Source organism: Solibacillus merdavium, from assembly GCF_014836935.1.
GTDB classification, from domain to species: domain Bacteria; phylum Bacillota; class Bacilli; order Bacillales_A; family Planococcaceae; genus Solibacillus; species Solibacillus ferritrahens.
Genome location: NZ_JACSPW010000003.1, coordinates 1 through 20,369 on the forward strand (window position 1 = coordinate 1; position 20,369 = coordinate 20,369).

The 20,369-nt window shown below is 37.5% G+C and carries 22 protein-coding genes; 12 read left to right on the forward strand and 10 right to left on the reverse strand.

Annotated features, from left to right (window positions below; translation table 11 throughout):
* Window positions 1-458: 458 nt before the first annotated feature.
* A complete protein-coding gene (locus H9632_RS04535; protein ID WP_191702930.1) occupies window positions 459-1,277 on the reverse strand; it encodes a S1C family serine protease in 819 nt (272 codons plus the stop codon).
* A 388-nt stretch (window positions 1,278-1,665) separates the two neighbouring features.
* On the opposite strand from H9632_RS04535, the gene H9632_RS04540 reads away from it, so the two are divergent.
* Window positions 1,666-2,880, forward strand: coding sequence for an NAD(P)-dependent malic enzyme (locus H9632_RS04540; RefSeq protein WP_191702931.1), 1,215 nt, complete (start codon window positions 1,666-1,668; stop codon window positions 2,878-2,880).
* A gap of 68 nt (window positions 2,881-2,948) precedes the next feature.
* On the opposite strand, the gene pepF is transcribed toward H9632_RS04540, so the two are convergent.
* The gene (gene pepF, locus H9632_RS04545; RefSeq protein ID WP_191702932.1) at window positions 2,949-4,754 is read right to left on the reverse strand and encodes an oligoendopeptidase F; all 1,806 of its coding nucleotides are present in this window, start codon (window positions 4,752-4,754) and stop codon (window positions 2,949-2,951) included.
* Window positions 4,755-4,913: 159 nt separating this feature from the next.
* Between pepF and H9632_RS04550 the strand changes: the two genes are divergently transcribed.
* From H9632_RS04550 to H9632_RS04560, 3 genes are read left to right on the forward strand one after another with little or no spacing between them, the layout of a single operon-like run.
* Window positions 4,914-5,792 carry a patatin-like phospholipase family protein gene (locus tag H9632_RS04550; protein WP_191702933.1) on the forward strand — a complete coding sequence of 293 codons (879 nt, stop codon included), beginning with the start codon at window positions 4,914-4,916 and terminating at the stop codon, window positions 5,790-5,792.
* 14 nt (window positions 5,793-5,806) lie between these two features.
* On the forward strand, window positions 5,807-6,730 hold the full coding sequence (locus H9632_RS04555; protein WP_191702934.1) for a phosphotransferase: 924 nt from the start codon (window positions 5,807-5,809) through the stop codon (window positions 6,728-6,730).
* Between the two features lie 22 nt (window positions 6,731-6,752).
* Entirely contained in the window at window positions 6,753-7,073 is a 321-nt protein-coding gene (locus H9632_RS04560) for a hypothetical protein (RefSeq protein WP_191702935.1), read from the forward strand.
* 190 nt (window positions 7,074-7,263) lie between these two features.
* Here H9632_RS04560 and H9632_RS04565 read toward each other — a convergent pair whose 3' ends face one another.
* From H9632_RS04565 to H9632_RS04580, 4 genes are all read right to left on the reverse strand, one after another.
* Entirely contained in the window at window positions 7,264-7,470 is a 207-nt protein-coding gene (locus H9632_RS04565; protein WP_191702936.1) for an alpha/beta-type small acid-soluble spore protein, read from the reverse strand.
* A gap of 202 nt (window positions 7,471-7,672) precedes the next feature.
* The gene (locus H9632_RS04570) at window positions 7,673-7,873 is read right to left on the reverse strand and encodes an alpha/beta-type small acid-soluble spore protein (protein WP_191702937.1); all 201 of its coding nucleotides are present in this window, start codon (window positions 7,871-7,873) and stop codon (window positions 7,673-7,675) included.
* Between the two features lie 171 nt (window positions 7,874-8,044).
* Window positions 8,045-9,421, reverse strand: coding sequence for a Na+/H+ antiporter NhaC (gene nhaC, locus H9632_RS04575; protein ID WP_191702938.1), 1,377 nt, complete (start codon window positions 9,419-9,421; stop codon window positions 8,045-8,047).
* A gap of 139 nt (window positions 9,422-9,560) precedes the next feature.
* A complete protein-coding gene (locus H9632_RS04580; RefSeq protein ID WP_191702939.1) occupies window positions 9,561-10,247 on the reverse strand; it encodes a phosphoribosylaminoimidazolesuccinocarboxamide synthase in 687 nt (228 codons plus the stop codon).
* 177 nt (window positions 10,248-10,424) lie between these two features.
* On the opposite strand from H9632_RS04580, the gene H9632_RS04585 reads away from it, so the two are divergent.
* Window positions 10,425-10,847, forward strand: coding sequence for a universal stress protein (locus tag H9632_RS04585; RefSeq protein WP_191702940.1), 423 nt, complete (start codon window positions 10,425-10,427; stop codon window positions 10,845-10,847).
* 54 nt (window positions 10,848-10,901) lie between these two features.
* Here H9632_RS04585 and gdhA read toward each other — a convergent pair whose 3' ends face one another.
* Window positions 10,902-12,269, reverse strand: a complete 1,368-nt coding sequence (gene gdhA, locus H9632_RS04590; protein WP_191702941.1) for an NADP-specific glutamate dehydrogenase — start codon at window positions 12,267-12,269, stop codon at window positions 10,902-10,904.
* Between the two features lie 171 nt (window positions 12,270-12,440).
* Between gdhA and H9632_RS04595 the strand changes: the two genes are divergently transcribed.
* From H9632_RS04595 to H9632_RS04605, 3 genes are read left to right on the forward strand one after another with little or no spacing between them, the layout of a single operon-like run.
* Window positions 12,441-12,896 (forward strand): YaiI/YqxD family protein, encoded by a 456-nt coding sequence (locus H9632_RS04595; RefSeq protein WP_191703143.1) that lies wholly within the window; start codon window positions 12,441-12,443, stop codon window positions 12,894-12,896.
* A 4-nt stretch (window positions 12,897-12,900) separates the two neighbouring features.
* The gene (locus tag H9632_RS04600) at window positions 12,901-14,229 is read left to right on the forward strand and encodes a D-serine ammonia-lyase (protein ID WP_191702942.1); all 1,329 of its coding nucleotides are present in this window, start codon (window positions 12,901-12,903) and stop codon (window positions 14,227-14,229) included.
* 14 nt (window positions 14,230-14,243) lie between these two features.
* The gene (locus H9632_RS04605) at window positions 14,244-14,594 is read left to right on the forward strand and encodes a DUF4181 domain-containing protein (RefSeq protein ID WP_191702943.1); all 351 of its coding nucleotides are present in this window, start codon (window positions 14,244-14,246) and stop codon (window positions 14,592-14,594) included.
* 43 nt (window positions 14,595-14,637) lie between these two features.
* On the opposite strand, the gene H9632_RS04610 is transcribed toward H9632_RS04605, so the two are convergent.
* Window positions 14,638-15,459, reverse strand: coding sequence for a squalene/phytoene synthase family protein (locus H9632_RS04610; RefSeq protein WP_191702944.1), 822 nt, complete (start codon window positions 15,457-15,459; stop codon window positions 14,638-14,640).
* A gap of 211 nt (window positions 15,460-15,670) precedes the next feature.
* Window positions 15,671-16,012, reverse strand: a complete 342-nt coding sequence (locus H9632_RS04615) for a hypothetical protein (protein ID WP_191702945.1) — start codon at window positions 16,010-16,012, stop codon at window positions 15,671-15,673.
* Window positions 16,013-16,057: 45 nt separating this feature from the next.
* Between H9632_RS04615 and H9632_RS04620 the strand changes: the two genes are divergently transcribed.
* Window positions 16,058-16,276, forward strand: a complete 219-nt coding sequence (locus H9632_RS04620) for a hypothetical protein (protein ID WP_191702946.1) — start codon at window positions 16,058-16,060, stop codon at window positions 16,274-16,276.
* Window positions 16,277-16,325: 49 nt separating this feature from the next.
* On the opposite strand, the gene H9632_RS04625 is transcribed toward H9632_RS04620, so the two are convergent.
* Window positions 16,326-16,769, reverse strand: coding sequence for an NUDIX hydrolase (locus H9632_RS04625; RefSeq protein ID WP_191702947.1), 444 nt, complete (start codon window positions 16,767-16,769; stop codon window positions 16,326-16,328).
* Between the two features lie 154 nt (window positions 16,770-16,923).
* On the opposite strand from H9632_RS04625, the gene H9632_RS04630 reads away from it, so the two are divergent.
* From H9632_RS04630 to H9632_RS04640, 3 genes are all read left to right on the forward strand, one after another.
* Window positions 16,924-17,364, forward strand: coding sequence for an ASCH domain-containing protein (locus H9632_RS04630; RefSeq protein ID WP_191702948.1), 441 nt, complete (start codon window positions 16,924-16,926; stop codon window positions 17,362-17,364).
* Between the two features lie 567 nt (window positions 17,365-17,931).
* Window positions 17,932-19,050 carry a thiolase family protein gene (locus H9632_RS04635; RefSeq protein WP_191702949.1) on the forward strand — a complete coding sequence of 373 codons (1,119 nt, stop codon included), beginning with the start codon at window positions 17,932-17,934 and terminating at the stop codon, window positions 19,048-19,050.
* Between the two features lie 132 nt (window positions 19,051-19,182).
* Complete coding sequence (locus H9632_RS04640) at window positions 19,183-20,358, forward strand: acyl-CoA dehydrogenase family protein (RefSeq protein WP_191703144.1); 1,176 nt, start codon at window positions 19,183-19,185, stop codon at window positions 20,356-20,358.
* Window positions 20,359-20,369: the final 11 nt, after the last annotated feature.

Below are 20,369 nucleotides of genomic sequence, written 5' to 3' on the forward strand. Positions count from 1 at the left end.
TTTAGTTGGAGCCGTGCCCGCGGAAAGCGTCCGCCGCAATGGAAATCAACGGCATCGAAGAAAAGGGCATGTTGGAAAGAATTTTCGTTCCAACATGCCCTTCCTTATAATTGAATGACTTTTTCAGTGCCCTCAAATGATTTGGTAGCCGTTTTTTTATATTCGGAAGTAATGTATGCGTTTTTCTTTCATGGGTTCCACGTCCTTTTTTAGATATCTTAATCTTAAAGAGTCTCTTAAGGCGTGTCCATTTTTTATACTAACCTCAGTTTTTCTAATAAAAACTGAAATGTTCTAATATGAGCGGAACATTTCTAATAAATCGTCCATTTTCTAATATAAGGAACATTTGTTCTAAAATAGATGTACAATATGCTAATATACTACGTAAATGTTCTAAAATCGTAAACAACTATTCTAATATCCCCGACAAATGTTCTAATAATTAAGCGAGAAACTCATTGCTCTAAATGTTCCTGGAATTGCTCATGAACACTTTCGATTGGTATAAATAAACCGACTTTCCCATGGTTTTCCCGTGTACCAGTTGCAAAAATCACACCTATTACTTGTCCCTCTTCATTAATCACTGGGCTCCCGCTATTCCCTCGATAAACGGGTGCGTTCATCATAATAATTTCTGTTTGAATATCGACAGCGTTTGTATAACCTATCACTTGACCTTCATTCGCAATACCGCTAAATGCTAGCGGGTTGCCGATAAAATAAACAGGCTCATTTTGACGGAATTCGCTTGTTTCTGCGAGTGTCAAATACGGTAGGTTCTCCGCATCCACTTTCAAAAGTGCTAAATCATATTCCTCATATGCCTCCACAACCTCGGCTTTATAAAGTGAATCATCTGGAAATACTACGGTAATTGTTAAAGTATCATCAATCACATGTTCATTTGTTAATATGTAACCATTTTCCGTTACAGCAAACCCAGTTCCTTTCCCGGAGTCGGTGTTTATTGTTACGATCGATTGCTTATATGTTTGGATATTTTCCTGACTAGAAAGCTTAGTTGATACTTTTAAGAATTCAATTGCCGGAATGGAATAAATATTGAAAATTACTGCAAAAGTATTAAAAACAAGTGTCAATGCCATCAACCATACGACAATCCGGACAACAGGCTTTTGCTTTTTTGGCTTTTTTTGTTGCGGATTTTTTCGTGCCTCCCGCTCTTTTGCCAGTGCCTTTTCCTGTTCTTCTAAAACAAGCTCTAAAAATTCTTCTTCTGTCAGCTGCTCGGTGTTTGTTTTATCTGTCATTTTCACCCCTCCGATAAATTAAGTTTAACAAAAATGTGAAAAATTTGTGATGAAAAGCTTTGTGACATTTTTTTTATGTAAGTTTGTGAAAAGTTTCATATTAAGCATTAGAAAGTACTTCGTGCAATTCATCACATACTTTAGCCTGATAAAGCGCCATTTTCAAAATGACAGCCCTTACATTTATTTTTCTTATATAATAGATTGTGTATGAATTCACAATTAGGTCTTTGCATAATAAACCTCATAAACGTTATTAAATCAACGTCTATACGCAATTATCTGAATATTTAATTTAGAATAAATATTATCGTTGACAAAAGAAATTAAAAGGAATAACATACGTAAATATAAAGAAAATTACTAAAATTAGAAAGGGTTGGTAAAAATGGATTTAATGAAGAGGTCACTAGAAATGCATGAAAACTTCGGAGGGAAGATGGAAATTCGTGCAAAAGTGCCGGTGCAAGATAAATATGATTTAAGTTTAGCGTATTCACCTGGAGTTGCAGCACCTTGTTTAGCTATTGAACAAAATCCTTCAACAGTATATGACTATACGATGAAAGGGAATTTAGTAGCGGTCATTACAGATGGTACTGCTGTGCTAGGTTTAGGGGATATTGGTCCGGAAGCTGCTTTACCGGTAATGGAAGGAAAAGCTTTATTGTTAAAGCGATTTGCGAATGTTGATGCTGTACCGGTTTGCTTAAATACAAAAGATGTTGATGAAATCGTCAACGTAGTGAAGGCAATCTCTCCTACATATGGGGCGATCAATTTAGAGGATATTTCAGCACCACGCTGTTTTGAAATTGAAGATCGGCTGCGTGCAGAATGTTCAATTCCAGTATTTCATGATGATCAGCATGGTACCGCAATCGTTGTCGGTGCAGGGATGATTAATGCCGTAAAGCTTGTAAATAAGGAAGTTGGGCAAATGAAGGTTGTCATTAATGGAGCAGGGGCTGCAGGTATTGCCATTTTACGAATTTTAATTCAGATGGGGTACACGAATGTTATTATGTGTGATACGAAGGGGATTATTTACGAAGGACGCCCTGAAGGAATGAATCCAGTAAAAAATCAAGTCGCTAACTTAACGAACCCGTATCAACTACGCGGAACCTTGGATGATGCGTTAGTGGGAGCTGATGTATTTATCGGTGTATCTGCAGCGAATATTTTAAATGAAGCCCATATTAAGTCGATGGCAAAAGATCCAATCGTTTTTGCATTGGCTAATCCAGATCCTGAGGTTACTCCTGAAAATGCAAAAAAATGGGGCGTTAAAATTATTGGTACAGGGCGCTCGGACCACGCGAACCAAATTAATAATATGCTAGCATTTCCAGGGATTTTCCGTGGGACGTTGGATGTGCGAGCGAGAGATATTAATGAAGCCATGAAGCTGGCGGCGGTTGAGGCAATCGCTTCACTTGTGACTGACGAGGAGCTCCATGAAGACTTTATTGTTCCTAGCTCGATGGATGAACGTGTTGCAGGAGTAGTTGCAAAGGCAGTCGGGTCAGCTGCAATTGAATCAGGAGTATCTGACTTATTCCAACAAGTAGATGTAGTGAAGCGATCGATTGCGATTTAACTGTTGAAAGTAGTTTGTAGCTAAAAAAATAAAAGGATGTGCAAAGTATTTTTGCACATCCGAGGTTTTTATACTGTGTGTAGTTCTTCTGTCAATTGCTCTAAATGTGTAACTAAATTTCCGATAAATGCGATTGTATCACGCAATGGTTGTTCAGTCGTAATATCGACACCAGCCATTTTCGAAAGCTCAACAGGTGTTTTTGTACCACCGGCTTTCAACACTTCAATCCATTCTCCAACAGCTGATTCATCACCATTTAAAATACGTTGTGAAACTTGTGTTGAAATTGTTAAGCCAGCTGAATAAGTATATGGATATAAGCCCATATAGTAGTGAGGCTGACGCATCCAAGTAAGCTCAGCGCCTTCTGTGATTTCAACTGTATCTCCCCAGAATTGCTCCAGTACTTCGCGTTTTAATTCATTTAATTTCGGAGCATTCACATTGCCTCCGCCATCGATAATATCGTACACTTTGCGTTGGTAAGCGGCTTCCAATAAATGTGTTACGAAGTTATGGTAATACGTACGGCTAATGATTGATGAAATAACCCAACGTTTAAAACGAGCATCTGATGAATTTTTTAATAAATGATTTGCCATTAACATTTCATTCATTGTAGAAGGTGCTTCAATAAAGTATAACGACGGGCGTGCGTTGTAAATATTTTGAGCTTCATTTGCTAAATAGAAGTGACCTGCGTGACCTAATTCATGTGCAAGGACAAATACTTCGTTCATACGGCTTGTCCAAGAAATCAATACATATGGGTGTACACCATATGGGCTTGAACAGAATGCACCTGTTGATTTACCGGCATTTTGGGCAAAATCAATCCAACGCTCATCAAATGACCGGTCAATCATTTTGATATAGTCTTCACCCATAATAGATAGACCGTCTTTCATATATTGGCGGGATTCTTCTACAGTAATAGTAGGCTCGTATGATGGATCCAATGAAATTTTAAGATCTGCAAAAGTCATTTTATCCAAATCATGCGTTTTTTGAAGCAGCTTTGCATAGCGACGCATATGTGGTGCTAACTCATTCATGATTAAATCAATTTGACGGTCATACATCGTACGGTCAACTTGCTGAGATTCTAGTAACGAATCGAAAATTGTTTCGTATCCACGCAAATCTGCATCGGTTTTTTCGATTTTCAAATGTGTATTATACGTTTTGGCCGTGGTATGTTGATAGTCACGTAGTTTTGAAGAGAATGCTTTAAATGCTGCGCGACGTTTTTTCGTATCTGTTTCCAATTCCCAATCGCCTTCGAATAAATTATAGCTAAGTGGGAATTGTTCGCCATCTACTTCAAAATTCGGGAAATCCATATCCACTAATTTTGTTGTATTGTAAAGTTCATATGGTGCATCAAATGTTGCCCCAAAAGCAGCCAATGCTTTTTCGGCTTCGGGATGGAGCTGGTATGGCTTTTGGATTAGTAGCTTATTAATATAGTTTTCATATGCTGGATTTAATAGTTGCGCTTCTTTTAAAATTGCTTCGTCTAATGCCAATAGGTCACTTTTTACAAAGGAAAGCTTAGTGGCAATGCTCGCAGCAAGTGATCCAAACTGGGCTGAACGCATTTGATTTTCTGTGTTCGTTTGATCTACACTGTGTGAAAGACTTGCATAGGTACCAATTGGCACTAATTTCAGCTGGATTTTTTCAGTTGCTTCGATGGCTGCAATGGCACCTTTGGCATCCGTAATTGTTCCTGGCAACTGCTTGGCGCTTGTATCAACAAGCTCTTTCACTTCCTCTATTGCTTCTAAGTAAGCTTCTTCTGAAGAAAATAAATCATTTAAATTCCACGTTTCCCCGACAGGTACTTCATTACGTTTCAACATTGACATAAGTTGCCTCCTAGTATTACGATATTCGAAATAAATAATAACATATTTCAGAAAATTTAGGAAGTATCCAATAGTATAATAAATTTACTCCTTTTATCATTAATAGTCTAAAACGTATAATAAAATAAAAGATATGTATATGAAGAAAGAGTGATATGGATGAATGAAGTGAAGGATTGCAGTTTAATTTTGGAAGGTGGAACGTTTCGAACGGTATTTACAGCAGGAGTATTGGATGCTTTAATGGAGCAGAAGATAGTTATGCCATATATTGCGGCAATTTCAGCAGGGGCGATTAATGCTGTTTCGTATATGTCGAATCAGCCTGAACGCACGATGCGAGTATTGACAACGTATCGCAATGATCCGCGTTATATGGGTGCGCGGAATTTCCTAAAGGAGAAAAGTCTTTTTGGTTTAGATTTTGCTTACAATATCGTTCCTAATCAGCTCGATCTGTTTGATTGGGATGCGTATTATAACTATCCTGGGGAAGTGGAATTTGGACTGACTAATGCTTTTACCGGCAAGGTGGAATATAAGAGTGCACATACGATGACGCGTACATGTGATATATTGCAGGCGACGTGTGCTATCCCGGTATTATTCCCGGAAATTAAAATTGATAATATTCCTTACTATGATGGTGGACTAGCGGATTCGATTCCTGTAAAGCGGGCAATTGAGAAAGGCTATTCTAAACATCTGCTCGTACTGACAAGGGAGCCAGGCTATATCAAACAGCCATCAAGATCAAACAAATGGGCAACTAAACTTTTTCAAAAGCGGTACCCTAGACTTGCTGCTGCAATGAACGACCGTGCGACGATGTACAATGATACGATGAAATATATTGGGGAATTGGAACAAAATAACGAAGCTTTTATTTTCAAACCGGATCGTGCAATAAAAAGCTTCGAAAGCAAAATTGATCAAATGAAAGCAAATTATGAAGTCGGGTATGAGCAGGCATTAAAACAAATGCCTGAGTTGAAAGAGTTTTTGGGGGTTCAAAAGGATACACCGATCCCTCTGTGAAAGGTGATGACAATATGACAAATGGAAAAGAAATATTGGCACTATTTGGATTTGAAGCTAAAGAAGAGCCTATAAGTATCTACCCATATTCACCCGTCTACCGGGCAAAATACAGAGAAAAAGATGTTATTGTTAAACGTACGCAAACAAGAGCAGAGCATGTAATGTCCTATACGAACATGCTAAAAGATAAAGGAATCAATGTTGTAACACCAGTTAAGCTACAAGTTGATAACCCGCAAAAATATGAGGATACGAACTTTGTTGTTTATCCATTTATAGATGGTAACAAATACTCAGGCAAAGAAAAAGAAATATATGAAGCAGGAAAGATGCTGGGACAAATTCATAGTGTTTCACCGACTTCAAATATCTATGATCTTATTGACTACGATGTTTACGATTTTAACAAACAGGAAGTAGAAGAGAGTATGGAAGCTATTATGCAACATGCTGGCAAAGCTGGGATTGAAATTGACCCAGCATTAAAAATAAAATTACTGGAAAGTGTTGCAGCTCAGCAGGAACTTTATGAGGCGGGATTACCGCACGTCGCAACGCCCCATGATTTTAAAGCGAATAATCTGGTGTTAATCCCGGAACCGTATTTAATTGATCCGGATAATGCAACTTGGATACCAAGAGTTTTCGATTTAGCACTTGTCTTAATGCTCTTTCATAATGAGCATGAATGGGCCCCAGACAGAGTTTTTACAATAGATGAATGGGAACTGTTTTTATCAGGGTATAAAGAATACAGTGTTTTAACCGATCAGGAAAAATTATTTTGGGAAAAGGCGAAGCAGCATGTTTTTCTTGATGAAGTCATGTGGTTAATGGCTGAGTATGAAGAGGACTGGCAAAATCCTTCTCAGCAAAAACTGTTTAATAGCTTAATCCGAGTTGTAATTGACAGTGCTGACTACAGACTAATATAAAAAGTTGAAAGGAGGCAATACTATGGATAGTTTGGCAGAAATAATGCGTATTGTATTTCCGTTAATTATCGTAGGCGCGATAAGTATATTTGTCATTTTAAGACTTCAAAATAAACATAAAAAAAATCAGCTAGGAAAGAAAAACACACAAGGTGCTCAACTTTTATTGGATAGTTTAATACCTTGGGGGACATTTTTAGGCATCTTTATCGGGGGGATGATTAGTTTTTTTTACCCGATGTCTATGTTAAATATGGTTAGTATAGGCGGAGGCGCGGGGATGTTAATTGGGTATTTTGCCTATGAAATTTATAGTAGGTCAGAGGGAAGTTCTTCAAGTTAGTCATTAAGAATATTTTTACATTAGTAGTGCAAACCGGGGTTCTGGTTTGTGCTTTTTTTTGCAGAAGTGAAAGGGCGAAGGGCAAACGTATCTAGGTCTAAGTTAACACGTAGATGACATAACTTTGTTCAAAGAAGAACACATTAAAAAGGAAACGCTACTTTTAACTGTAACGCTTCCTTTTTATTTATTATTGGTTTGATTTTCCGCGTAATTGTTGTTCTGCCATCTGAACTAGGCGTTTCGTAATCTCTCCGCCTACAGATCCGTTTGCACGAGATGCTGCTTCAGATCCTAATTGCACATTAAATTCTTGTGCAATTTCGTATTTCATTTGGTCAACCGCTTGTTGTGCACCAGGTACACGTAATTTATTTGAGCTGTTTTTGTTTGCCATCTGTTACTCGCCTCCTTGTAACATTAGAATGCACAAGGAAGCAAGTATCATACTACATCGAAAATAGGTAATTTACAGTTTAATTAGGTAGTAATTTAAAAATGGGGAATTTATAACATAATTTGCACTTCCGAATCAAATTCTATAAAGAAGTCAAAATAAAAGGAAACGCTACATATTACTGCAACGTTTCCTTTTTTAATTATTTAGATTTTAATTGTTGCTCAGCCATCTGAACTAGGCGTTTCGTAATCTCTCCGCCTACAGATCCGTTTGCACGAGAAGATGCTTCTGCTCCTAATTGTACACCAAACTCTTGTGCAATTTCGTATTTCATTTGGTCAAGCGCTTGTTGTGCACCAGGTACACGTAATTTGTTTGAAGAACTATTGTTGTTTGACATGAGTGCTCACCTCCTTGTGACATTAGAATGTACAAGGAAGCAAGTTTCATACCATATCGAAAATAGGTAATTTATAGTTTAATTAGATAGCGATATTTAAATTGGTAAAATTTTATAATTGAAAGTATTTTAAACTTTACACTCAGAACTTCATTTAAATTTGAAAGACCATTAGCTCGCCTTTGTAATCGTAATATTCAACCAGCCAAACAGTATCGTCAAGACGGGGCTGAGTAAACAGAAAAACGCAAACGGTACATAGTCTAGTACAGATACATTTAGAGTAGTTGCAATAAACAGACCGCAGACACTCCATGGAACAAGCGGATTGATAACTGTACCTGCATCTTCAATTGTACGAGCCAAGTTTTTAGGGTGAAGGTTAAGCAATTTAAATTTTTCTTTGAATGCTTCCCCCGTTAATAGGATTGATAAATATTGCTCACCAATTGTAAAGTTAATACCGATTGCAGTAAATGCTGCTCCGCTAATAACGGAACCAACTGATTTCAATTTGTTTTGCAATGCTTCAAGCAATGATTGAATAATGCCGAGTGCAAATAGCAAACCTCCCATTGAAAGTGACAGCACGATTAAAATAATTGTAAACAGCATACTATTCATACCGCCGCGGGATAATAATGAATCAATTGCCACTATACCTGTTTCTATTGAATAGCCGTTGTATAAAATTGAAAAGAGTTCATTTAACGGAATAGTACCGTGAAAATATGATAAAATAACTCCGGAAATGGCACTAATGGCTAATGTTGCAAGGCTCGGAATTTTTAAAAAGGTGCAAACAATCAGAATGACTAACGGTAGCACAGCGTACCAATGAATTAAATTTGTCGCAAGCAGAGTTTCTTTATAGCTCGTAATCAGTGTGTTATCCATAAGCTGACTACTTGGTGACAGCACCGCATAAATGATAAGCGAAATGATAAAAGCCGGAATTGTTGTGTACATCATATTTTTAATGTGTGTAAATAAATCAATTCCCACAACCGTTGCTGCCAAGTTGGTTGTGTCCGAAAGCGGCGACATTTTATCCCCAAAAAAGGCTCCTGATACAATCGCACCTGCTGTAATGGCAAGTGAAGCATCAATCGAACTTGCCACACCAAGCATTGCAACTCCTACAGTTGCAACTGTAGTTAGTGAGCTACCAATCGCTGTTCCGATAATGCTCGTAATAATAAATACAATGGCATAAAAAAAGCTCGCAGAAATAATAGAAATTCCTAAATATAGTAATGTAGGAATCGTCCCGCTAATTAACCAGCTACTAATTAAAACACCGATTAATAGAAAAATATAAATCGCGCCGATACTCGTTGAAACAGAAGCAATCATACTTTTTTCCATCGTACGGTAAGGCACTTTTTTTATTGTACCATAACCAAAAAGTACAACAATCGACATTAAAATAGGTATATGCGGCACACTGTCAAGCTTCATAATAGAATAGGATATTAGTGCAATAATAAAAATGATTATAATAAGAGCTTCCAGTAAATGTGGTTTTACATGCTGTTTTGCATTCATGATGAGATGACCTCGCTATATAGTTTCGCACTTCAACGCGTCGAAGTACGAAAGTAAGTGTATCATTATATATAGAAAAAAGGAAGAGGGTACAATAGAAAAGGTACAAATCGAATAATGATTTGTACCTAGAATGAATTTATTCAGATAACATAATACGTTCTAACTCTAATGGTGCGATATATGTATCACCTTTATACGCTCGCATATTTCCACCCGAAATCTCATCAATCAATAAAATTTCGCCAGTTTTTGAATCGCGGCCAAATTCCAATTTAATATCATAAAGCGTTAACCCTTTTTTCTCTAATTCTGAAGCGACGAATTTTGAAATCTCAATTGTACGCTCCTTTAAAATGGCATATTCCTCATGTGTTAAAATATTCAGCATTGCTAGTGCATCTTCTGAAATAGGAGGGTCCAGACGCTCATCATCCTTGATTGTAACTTCTACAAATGCATTTAATTCTTGTCCTTCATTTACATATGCACCATAGCGTCGTAAGAAAGAACCGACTGCTTTAAAACGACATATTACTTCTAGTCCTTTTCCGAAAACAGTGGCAGGCTTTACTGTCATTGTCGCCTCTTCAAAATTCGCATCTATATAATGAGTCGGTACATTCAATTCATTCAGTTTCGAATAGAAGAAAGATGTTAATTTCAGTCCAGCTAAACCGGCGCCATCAATTGTTAAACCGACCGTGTTTGCTCCTGGATCGAATACGCCGTTTTCTCCAGTTACGTCATCTTTGAACTTTAATAGATATAGTTCGTTTTCAAGTTTATAAACATCTTTTGTTTTGCCTTTATACATCAATTCCACGTCTTAAAACCTCCAATATGTATTCTATTTGATTATAACACGAATATTTTAACGGTAAATATAAAATAACGTTCGTATTTAAAAGAAGGACGTCTAACTTCTGTTAGTTTATAGGGGTTTAGTTTAAAGTGATGGAAACATTTGTTATACTACCTTTAAGACAAAGGAGTGATCAAAATGGTTGAAACGTATAAAAATGTAGTTGTTGCTGTAGATTTTTCAGAAAAAGCACAAATCGCCTTTGAGCGCGGAGTACGCATTGCGAACCTGACAGGTGCTACACTGAATTTAATTTGTGTTATTGATACACATTCTTTCGGATCAGTAGAGGCCTACGATTTGAAATATGCAAAAGCTCTAAAGGATAAAGCAATTGATCATTTAAATGAATTTAAAACTCAAGCAGAACAATCCGGCGTAGCAAACGTTCAGATTGTAGTCGAAGAAGGCTCTCCTAAAAATGTGTTAACAAGCTTAACAACGGCTGATCTAATCATTGTAGGGGCAACAGGACTTAACCGTGCAGAACGCTTCTTACTCGGCTCTGTTTCAGAAAGCGTTGTCCGCAATGCTAATTGTGATGTATTAGTAGTACGATAATGTAAACTTAAAACCCGCAAAATTCGATGGATGAATTTTGCGGGTTTTTGCTGTTTAATAAACGCCTTCTACAAGCATTCCGTTTGCTACTTTAATAAAGCCGGCAATGTTTGATCCGACAACTAAATTTCCTGCATAGCCGTATTTCTTTGCAGCTTCAGAGCTTTCATTGAAGATAGACTTCATAATGTCATGTAATTTGTTGTCTACTTCCTGCGCTGACCAATAACTACGACCTGAATTTTGTGCCATTTCTAATGCAGATACAGCAACACCGCCTGCATTTGCAGCTTTACCAGGTCCAAATAATACATCACTAGCTAAAAATTCATTGATGGCATCTAAGTTAGATGGCATATTGGCACCTTCTGCAACTACTTTAACACCATTGGCAATTAAAGTACGTGCCTGTTCACCGTTGATTTCATTTTGCGTAGCACATGGTAGGGCGATGTCACATGGAATTGTCCAAATTCCATCGCAGCCTTCTGTATAAGTTGCGTTTGGACGATGAGTGACATATTCTTTAATACGCTTACTTTGGACTTCTTTTAATTCTTTTACGATTTTTAGATTAATACCCTCTGGATCGTAAATATAGCCAGAAGAGTCTGAGCAAGCAACGACTTTTGCACCGAAATGCTGTGCTTTTTCAATTGCATAAATTGCAACGTTTCCTGAACCAGAAACAACAACTGTTTTGTCTATAAAAGATTGTTTTGCTTCACGCAACATCTCTTCAACAAAGTAGACTAATCCATATCCTGTTGCTTCCTTCCGACCTAAAGAACCACCATAGCCAGGTTTCTTGCCTGTTAATACGCCTGCTTCATATGAACCTTTAATGCGCTTGTATTGACCCCATAAATAGCCGATTTCCCGCGCACCTACACCAATGTCTCCGGCCGGAACATCGACATCCGGACCGACATAGCGGTATAATTCTGTCATAAATGCTTGGCAGAAGCGCATAATCTCTGCATCGGATTTTCCTTTAGGATTAAAATCCGAACCACCTTTACCACCGCCGATTGCCTGACCAGTTAAAGCGTTTTTGAATATTTGTTCGAATGCTAAAAATTTCATAATAGATTCGTTTACGGTCGGATGGAAACGTAATCCTCCTTTATAAGGTCCGATTACGTTGTTGTATTGAACGCGGTAGCCACGGTTTACTTGTACTTGGTTTTGATCATCCTGCCAAGCTACACGGAATGATATAATGCGATCAGGCTCTATAATACGCTCTAAAATGTTATGTTCTATGTATTCAGGATGTTGCTCGAATACAGGCACCAATGAGATGAAAATTTCCTCAGCAGCTTGTATGAATTCTATTTGATGAGCGTTCTTTTCTTTTAATTTTAAAAATACACCGTCAACATATTGTTGTGCTTTTGTCTTAGTTGAAATTGTCGTCATTGTGTAACCTCCAAATGAATTAATAAGTATACATTAGTACGAATTATCGGACAATTCAATTATATTTTATATAACATGACCTTGTTATGATGATGTTAGAAACAATAAATACCATGTAATTATTATATTAGAATAATTTATTTTAAATGTTTTCTGAAAGGATGAGAGATTATTTTACAACTATTAATTGATGCGGATGCTTGTCCGGTTGTTGATTTAGCGCTATTTATTTCATCTCAATATGAGATTGAACCGTTCTTATTCTGCGATACATCACATCGTATAGAACGAGATAATATAAAAACAATTATTGTCGACAAAGGACCTGATTCAGTCGACTTTAAGCTTTTAAGTGTATTAAAACGAGGAGATATTGTTATTACAGGTGATTATGGGCTCGCTGCGATGTGTATTGCAAAAGGTGGAATTGTTGTTACTCATAACGGTAAAGAACTGACGTCTGACAATATCGATCAACTGTTGGCATATCGCTTTGAAAGTGCGAAAATAAGACGTGCAGGGGGTCGTACAAAGGGACCTAAAAAACGCACTGAAGAAAATAATTTAGAGTTCGAATATAAATTTCGACAAATTTGTGAACGAGCGATTTTTCATAGGGAGGAATAATTATATGAACAAACAAAAGATAAATATAAAAGAATTAATAAAGCAATTTCCACTTATTGAAAAGCTACAGACAGAACAGTATGTATTTTGGGAAAATGAAAAATTGACAGCTGAAAAACTAGAAAATCCAAGCATTACTATGGAAATGATACTTGATGCGGAAAAGAGACTCCAACGCTTCTCTTCTTATATAAAAGCTGCTTTTCCAATAACAAAGTTTACAAATGGTATTATTGAATCCGAACTAAAAGAAATTGCAGCGATGAAAAAACTCATTGAAGGTCGACGTGGCTTTAATATACCGGGCACATTATATTTGAAGTGTGATCATGCTTTGCCGATAGCCGGTTCGATTAAAGCGCGCGGTGGCATATATGAAGTGCTGAGCCATGCTGAAAACCTCGCATTAGAAGCCGGTCTCATTACAGAAGTTGAAAATTATGAAAAGTTCCATAGTGAAGAGTTCCGCCAATTCTTTAGCCGTTATAAAATTGCGGTTGGGTCTACGGGTAATTTAGGGTTAAGTATAGGCATTATCAGTGCTAAGCTCGGTTTTCAGGTAACGGTGCATATGTCTAGCGAGGCGAAAGTATGGAAAAAAGAACTGCTAAGAGAAAAAGGCGTTGAAGTAATCGAGTATGAATCGGATTATACGTCAGCTGTTGAAAACGGCCGCAAAGCTGCGGAGCAAGATGAAACTTGCCACTTTATAGATGATGAAAACTCGATGTATTTATTTTTAGGCTATGCCGTAGCAGGCCTACGTCTGGAAGAACAACTTCAACAGGCGAAAATTAAAGTGAACGCAAATCACCCGTTATTCATTTATTTACCTTGTGGAGTCGGAGGAGCTCCGGGAGGGATTGCGTATTCTCTCAAGCAAATTTATGGGGATTATGTTCACATTTTCTTCGCAGAGCCCTTTGCGTCTCCGAGTATGCTTTTAGGAATGATGACGGGTCTGCATGACAACATCAGTGTGAACGATATCGGTTTAACAAATCAAACTGAAGCTGACGGGTTGGCGGTAGGTCGTCCTTCACGGTTTGTCGGGACATTGATGGAATCCGTAATTAGTGGATGCTATACTGTAGATGATAGCTTTTTATTTAGAAGTTTAAAAGGTATGTTTGAAACGGAAAACATATTTATGGAGCCATCAGCGCATGCAGGTGTTTATGGACCGATTGAATTGATGATGCAAGGTACATCGTATATTGAAAGGCATGGGCTGAAAGATAAAATGGAAAATGCAACACATATTATTTGGTCAACCGGCGGGGATTTGGTGCCTGAAGAATCACGCCAGCATTATTTACAAACAGAGATATAGAGGGGAAGTAGCTTGTGCTAATTGTAGTAGTCATCGCAGCATTTATAGGAGCAGGTTTGCTGGATTTAAATTTACGTAAAAAATTCAATATCGAAAAAAATGAGAAATTTATGGATCAGTACGTAGGTATTTGGCATTTCCTGTTAGAAATCGTACTTTGCTTCTTATTTTTATCATTCGTTACAGTGAACTTATTTGATCAAAATACGCTATATGCTCTATTATTTGCATTTATTATGGTGTTATTTATTGTTCGTGGTTTGTTGGAGTTTTGGTTTAGAAGAGAAAAGGGTCGACATATTATTTCATTCACATATGTTGGACTTTGTGCAATAATCAGTGTTGCAATTTCAATAATTTTGTAAAAAAGAAGTGTGGCGAAAGTTATAACTTTCACCGCACTTCTTTTTAGTCTGCCTGTACTTCTTCTACCGTTGCTTCAACTTCTGCACGTGACATTTTATCGCGTCCTTCTCTCATCGCTTGTAATGTTTTGTGCGCTAATGCTAAAGGTAGTTTACAAAATAGTTTAATTGAACGCTTGTCTAAATCTTTCATATATAGGTCAGCTTTTGCCAAGTTTTCTTCTGCATAGGCAAATAGTACAGCGCGTGTCCAGTCATCTGGAACGAAACTCACACCACGTTCGTCTAAATCTTCTTGCTCATTACGTAAAATATTAACTGCCTGAAGTCCTCGACCATAGCCAATTGCCAGCTCGCGGTCTGTTTTAGTACCTGCACTCCATTCCCACAACTCTGAAAGCATGACACCTACTAATCCTGCCACGTAATACGTATAGTCATCTAAATCTTCTTTCGTATGTACTTGCCAGTTGGCTAGTGCCCATTTCGCCATACCTTCAGCCATTTCGCTCGTTGCAGAAGTTACAATCGACAATGCACCTTGTGGACATACTTGTAGCCAATCTGCTAAACGGATTGTCACTTCAGGCATTTTTTCCTTTACAGGATCCAATGCTTCTAAATAAGCATTGTTATCGAAAGAGGGTGCCTTTAATAGGTCTGCAACCTTTAAAAGTGTTGCATGTTTTACTTCATTTGATACTTCTTCATGATCTTCAATCTCGTCAATGGCACGCATAGCTAAGTATGCAGCTGCTACCGTTAGTTTTAATTCTTTTTCTAAAAAGGTAATGGGGATATAAAATGTACGGCTCGTCTCTTTTAGAACGCGCATCGCATCTTTTTGTAATTGTTTCGTTGTCATAAGGAAGACATCCTCCAATCTAAATTGCATCCACCTCTTATCGTAACGCAAATTTGTAAAAAGGGAAAATAAAAGTTCTGTCTCAAAATAGAACATGAGCATGCAATTAGAAAGTTTTAGCTTAAAAGTATAACGGGGGCGGTGGAAAGTAGAAAGTGCCCGGCCTAATATAAACCGGCCCTCCCTAAACAGAGAAATTTTCAGCATAAACCTACATACTCGAAATAAATTTTGCAAACATATAAAAACTACCATTAATAAAGCAAATTATTAACGCGGAAAATGCGTATGCCTTATTCTTTTTAAATTCATATAAAAACGCTATGAAACCTAGAATCAGTATTCCAATCCAGCTACCTTCCCATAATACATTTGCCAGCCTATCAGGGAGAAGTGTGAAAACTCCTGTCAAAAAGCTGGTCCAAATAGCAATCGTTAAACATAAGAGAAGGTAACTTAACTTTGATGGTTTTCCTGAATCACCTCCCCAGTAATAAAGAGCTACTATAGGGAATATACAAAGAATTGCAACAATCAGAAATAAGATGAACATTATACCGCCCCCCTTTATCATTTTTAAATTTGACGTAGTAATTGGGTGATAGTTCCAATAAAAAATAATATCTCTCTAACTTTTCAATGGATACAGCCGCTAAGTACAATTGCTACGTTTTTGATTAATGTTACGGATGGGATTTTACTGGAAACACACCTAGCTGGAAAAGAGGAAGCAGATACAGAAGGCCAGCTAGATGCTTTAAAACTATATCTTAAAACAGTGCTGCAAATAAATGAACAAGGTGTAAGTATGATATGAAACAAAAAACGGAAACGCTAATAGTGCAGCGTTTCCGTCGACTTTACTCTTATGAAATATATCCAATCTTTTTGAGAAAGATTTTAGAAATGTAATTCAATTGGGGCAGGTTATCTAAAGGGAAATATTGCAGCGCCTTCGTTTCATCTTTTTCCTTAAGGTTCCCAGTAATTTTTATTGCTTCATATATAGCGGTTGCATTATAAATTTCATCGCCATTTGGGTATTTATAATAGGTTTCTTTTCCGGAGGCTATGCCAATTAATTTCAATTCCTCGGCGTTTAAACCAGTCTCTTCATGTAATTCTTTTTGGGCAGTTTCTTCAAAGCTGTCACCAAGCTCCATCCCACCACCCGGAAGACCCCAATCATTAGTATCTTCCCGTAATTGCAACAATAGCTCATTGTTATCATTCAAAATAATCACGGCGGATCCAGGTGCGATGATAGGTCTTTCTCCAATATATTGTCGTAAAGTTTCAATGTAATCCATAGTAGTTTCACACTCCTTTATCGCAATTAACTAAATACTAACACATATTTAGTATTGGTAAGTAATGATATATGTTAAATTTGTTTAAATAGGTATTTTAAGTTTTTTCAGGAAATACTTAGAATTTTAAAGATTGAAAGAAGGAGCTATACAGATGAATAAGATTGATACATATTGGCAGCAGTATTGTGAGTTGGAAGGTTTATCAAATATACGTTATACGGAAGCATTTCAATTCGGTGAGAAGGCGGATTGGTTGGCGAGCCTCGTTGTTACAGGCACTAAAACGGCAACTTGTTCAAGCTATCCGTTGTATGAATTAGAAGGAGATCCTTTACCAAAAGTGGGCGACTATCAAATTGTATTAAATAGTCAGGATGAGCCGGTTGCCATTATAAAAACCTATTCCATAGAAATTTATCCATTCAATGAAGTGCCTGTTGATTTCGCGTTAGCTGAAGGGGAAGGAACGTATGACGAGTGGAAGGAGGCACATATCGCATTCTTTGGTCGACTACTGCCTGAATATGATTTGGTATTTTCTGAAGAGATGCTTACTGTTTGTGACAGGTTTGAAAAAGTATATCCAAAATAAAGATTGGCAAGTATTTCGTATATACGGAGTACTTGCTTTTTTTTGTCGAAAATAAAGTACCCAAAAATCAGAGTATAAAAAAACTTTTGGATGCACATAGGATTAGTTCTAAAATTCTATTCAATTGATAGTTTTAAAATGAGTAATTGTACTGATAGTCATGTTATGTAGAATTAAATTAGAACTATGGAAAAACATCTGATTACGTTATTTGCCACCGTTATTTTCCCTCAAATTCCTCCAAATATCCGTTATGCAACATTTCGTTAAACCACCGTAAATATTATATTGAAATTTTTATTTAATCTTTTAAATGTTATTCAATCAATAATAAAAATGGGAGGAGAAGAGGATTTATTATTTAGGGATATTACCTTATTTAGAATATTTTAACCTAAATTTATATATATAAGTTAAGAGTACTTTTAAATATTAACTTCGTAGGTTGTAATGTTTTTTGTTATGCAACATATAGTGATTTTGGAGTAAAGGGCACATGCATTTTTTACAGAAGGTGATATAAAGGAAGCTTCAAAAACCAATTAAACTTGAAGGGGGAATGTGAGTATGAGAGAAGCGGTAATCGTTGCAGCAACGCGAACAGCAGTAGGGAGAAGAAATGGAGCATTAGCCGAGGTACGGGCAGATGATTTAGCTGCTGATGTACTGGAGGATATAGTAAAGCGAGCAGGAATTGAAAAGGCGCTAGTAGAGGATATTATTTTTGGATGTGTTACACAAACGCTCGAACAAGGTGGAAATATTGCACGTATTGCGGGATTGATGGCAGGTTTTCCAATTGAGGTGCCAGGTGTGACGATTGACCGGCAATGCGGATCAAGTCTGCAAGCAGTTCATTTTGCAGCGCAAGCGATTTTAGCAGGTGATATGGATATTGTCATTGCAGGTGGGATTGAAAGCATGAGCCGTGTACCGATGGGATCGAATGTTCAAGGGAGAGGCAAAAGCGAACGTATAAAAAAATACGAGCTTATTAATCAAGGGTTATCAGCAGAGCGGATTGCAGAACAATGGGAGTTAACAGAACAGGAAATTAACGAATACTCTGTGCTCAGCCAAGAACGGGCCATCAATGCGATTAAAGCGGGTAACTTCAAAGAAGAAATTGTGCCGGTTGGAGACGTGGATACCGACGAGGGACCGAGACCAGGAACAACAGTTGAGGTACTGCAAGGATTGAAAAAGGTATTTAAGGAAGGCGGATTAATTTCTGCGGGAACTTCTTCACAAATGAGTGATGGTGCATCAGCTGTACTCATTATGTCCAGTGAAAAAGCGAAGGAGCTTGGTGTGAAACCGATGGCGAAAATCATTGCACGCACAGTCGTAGGTTCTGATCCTACACTTATGCTAACTGGTCCAATTGAAGCGACAAAACGTGTACTTGAAAAAGCGAATTTAACGATTGAAGATATGGATACTTATGAAGTGAATGAAGCATTTGCCCCTGTGCCGATTGTTTGGGCAAAAGAGCTTGGAGCGGATTTGGATAAATTAAATCCAGACGGTGGAGCAATTGCACTCGGTCATCCACTTGGTGCAACAGGAACAAAATTATTAACGACGATGCTTTACCGTATGGAACGTAATAACCAGCGTTATGGCTTACTTGCAATATGCGAAGGCATGGGTATGGCAAATGCAACAATTATAGAAAAGCTCTAGATCAAAAGTATTGCTTAATTATGAATAATGTACGAAATAAATTCATAGTTAATAGAATATAAAGGAAATATGTAATCGCTTTCAATAGATAAAAACTTTAAATCAGAACATGGGGAAGAGAGAGTGAAGAATATGAATAAAACATTGACGAAATCCAGAAAAGAATCACGTACTTTCTTAAATGACGAACATATTATGTTTAGGGATTCTCTTAGAAAATTTGTAGAAAAAGAAATTGATCCTTATTTTACACAATGGGAAGAAGATCGTATTGTTCCCCGTGAATTATGGACAAAGTTAGGTAGCCAAGGATTTTTATGTCCAAGCGTTGAGGAAAAGTATGGTGGAACGGGGCTAGACTTTATTTTTGATGTAGTTCTATCAGAAGAGCTGTCTAAAGTTGGCGGCGGCTTAAGTGGCATTGGTTTGCATAGTAATGTAGTAACACCCTATATCACGTCATTTGGTACAGAAGAGCAGAAGATGAAGTACTTGCCAAAGTTTGTTAGTGGTGAATGGATTTCTGCCATTGCAATGACAGAGCCGGGTGCGGGATCCGATTTGCAAAAAATTACTACTACAGCGATTAAAGATGGCTCTGACTATATTGTTAATGGTACAAAAACCTTCATTACAAACGGAATTCTTTCAGATGTGATCATCATCGCCTGCAAAACTGATCCAAAAGCGGTACCTGCCCATAACGGGGTAAGCTTAATGATTATTGAACGAGGGATGGAAGGATTTTCACGCGGCAGAAAGTTAGACAAGGTTGGTATGCATAGCCAGGATACAGCTGAACTAATATTCGAGAATGTTAGAGTCCCTGCAGAGAACTTGCTTGGGGAAGAAGGTAAAGGGTTCTTGTATTTAATGCAAAAACTACAGCAAGAACGACTGCTCACTGCAGTAGGTGCTATTACGGCTGCAAAGGATATGCTGGATCTGACTTTGCAATATGTAAAAGAGCGTGAGGCATTCGGTAAACCAATTGGCAAATTCCAAAACACACAGTTTGTATTAGCTGAAATCGCGACACAAGTACAAATCGGCCAAACATTTGTGGATGATTTAATTGTGCGCCATTTGGACGGACAGGATATTGTGACCGAAGTTTCCATGGCCAAATGGTGGGTGACGGATATGGCCCGGAAAATTTCTGCAGAGTGTATGCAATTACATGGCGGCTACGGCTATATGGAGGAATATAAGATTGCGAGACGCTTCAGAGATATTGCTGTTACACCGATTTTCGCAGGTTCCAATGAGATTATGAAAGTTATTATTGCTAAAAATATGGGGCTGTAATTGTACCAAAG

What these genes read in the sequence shown, in the direction of transcription:
- H9632_RS04535 (WP_191702930.1), bottom strand. Translation starts at nt 1,277, where the DNA reads ATGACAGATAAAACAAACACCGAGCAGCTGACAGAAGAAGAATTTTTA.
- H9632_RS04540 (WP_191702931.1), top strand. Translation starts at nt 1,666, where the DNA reads ATGGATTTAATGAAGAGGTCACTAGAAATGCATGAAAACTTCGGAGGG.
- pepF (WP_191702932.1), bottom strand. Translation starts at nt 4,754, where the DNA reads ATGTCAATGTTGAAACGTAATGAAGTACCTGTCGGGGAAACGTGGAAT.
- H9632_RS04550 (WP_191702933.1), top strand. Translation starts at nt 4,914, where the DNA reads ATGAATGAAGTGAAGGATTGCAGTTTAATTTTGGAAGGTGGAACGTTT.
- H9632_RS04555 (WP_191702934.1), top strand. Translation starts at nt 5,807, where the DNA reads ATGACAAATGGAAAAGAAATATTGGCACTATTTGGATTTGAAGCTAAA.
- H9632_RS04560 (WP_191702935.1), top strand. Translation starts at nt 6,753, where the DNA reads ATGGATAGTTTGGCAGAAATAATGCGTATTGTATTTCCGTTAATTATC.
- H9632_RS04565 (WP_191702936.1), bottom strand. Translation starts at nt 7,470, where the DNA reads ATGGCAAACAAAAACAGCTCAAATAAATTACGTGTACCTGGTGCACAA.
- H9632_RS04570 (WP_191702937.1), bottom strand. Translation starts at nt 7,873, where the DNA reads ATGTCAAACAACAATAGTTCTTCAAACAAATTACGTGTACCTGGTGCA.
- nhaC (WP_191702938.1), bottom strand. Translation starts at nt 9,421, where the DNA reads ATGAATGCAAAACAGCATGTAAAACCACATTTACTGGAAGCTCTTATT.
- H9632_RS04585 (WP_191702940.1), top strand. Translation starts at nt 10,425, where the DNA reads ATGGTTGAAACGTATAAAAATGTAGTTGTTGCTGTAGATTTTTCAGAA.
- gdhA (WP_191702941.1), bottom strand. Translation starts at nt 12,269, where the DNA reads ATGACGACAATTTCAACTAAGACAAAAGCACAACAATATGTTGACGGT.
- H9632_RS04600 (WP_191702942.1), top strand. Translation starts at nt 12,901, where the DNA reads ATGAACAAACAAAAGATAAATATAAAAGAATTAATAAAGCAATTTCCA.
- H9632_RS04610 (WP_191702944.1), bottom strand. Translation starts at nt 15,459, where the DNA reads ATGACAACGAAACAATTACAAAAAGATGCGATGCGCGTTCTAAAAGAG.
- H9632_RS04615 (WP_191702945.1), bottom strand. Translation starts at nt 16,012, where the DNA reads ATGTTCATCTTATTTCTGATTGTTGCAATTCTTTGTATATTCCCTATA.
- H9632_RS04625 (WP_191702947.1), bottom strand. Translation starts at nt 16,769, where the DNA reads ATGGATTACATTGAAACTTTACGACAATATATTGGAGAAAGACCTATC.
- H9632_RS04630 (WP_191702948.1), top strand. Translation starts at nt 16,924, where the DNA reads ATGAATAAGATTGATACATATTGGCAGCAGTATTGTGAGTTGGAAGGT.
- H9632_RS04635 (WP_191702949.1), top strand. Translation starts at nt 17,932, where the DNA reads ATGAGAGAAGCGGTAATCGTTGCAGCAACGCGAACAGCAGTAGGGAGA.
- H9632_RS04640 (WP_191703144.1), top strand. Translation starts at nt 19,183, where the DNA reads ATGAATAAAACATTGACGAAATCCAGAAAAGAATCACGTACTTTCTTA.